1 protein-coding gene is annotated in these 442 nt (G+C 68.1%); it reads left to right on the top strand.

The features are described 5' to 3' along the window. Positions 1–442 (top strand): cation:proton antiporter (locus I6F21_RS37905; RefSeq protein ID WP_225184407.1); only part of this gene is annotated, 442 nt, incomplete at both ends.

Below are 442 nucleotides of genomic sequence, written 5' to 3'. Positions count from 1 at the left end.
GGCGTATCTGTGGCTGTTCCTGCCGCCGCTGCTGTTTCAGGCAGCACTGTCGGTGGATGTACGAAGCATGGCGCCGGATGCCGCGCCGATCCTGATGCTCGCCATCGTGGCCGTGGTGGTTGCCACGGGCGTGATCGGGCTGGCTGCGGCGGCCGTCACGCCGTTCGGCATCGTCACGTGCCTGCTGCTCGGCGCGATGATTGCCACGACCGATCCGTCCGCTGTAATCGCGGTGTTTCGCGACGTGGGCGCGCCGGCACGGCTGATCCGGCTGGTGGAGGGCGAAGCGCTGCTCAACGACGCCGCAGCCATTGCCATCATGGGCGTGCTGCTTGCCATGCTGACCGGGCACGGCGGCGATGCCTCCATCGGCACGGGCCTGCGTGAGCTGGCCAAGGGGTTTAGTGGCGGCGTGGTGTTCGGATTGACTGCGGGGCGGATC

Source organism: Bradyrhizobium sp. NBAIM03 (assembly GCF_020194055.1).
GTDB lineage: Bacteria > Pseudomonadota > Alphaproteobacteria > Rhizobiales > Xanthobacteraceae > Bradyrhizobium > Bradyrhizobium yuanmingense.
The sequence above is the reverse complement of the archived record's forward strand: the minus strand, read 5'-3'. Positions and strand labels throughout refer to the sequence as shown.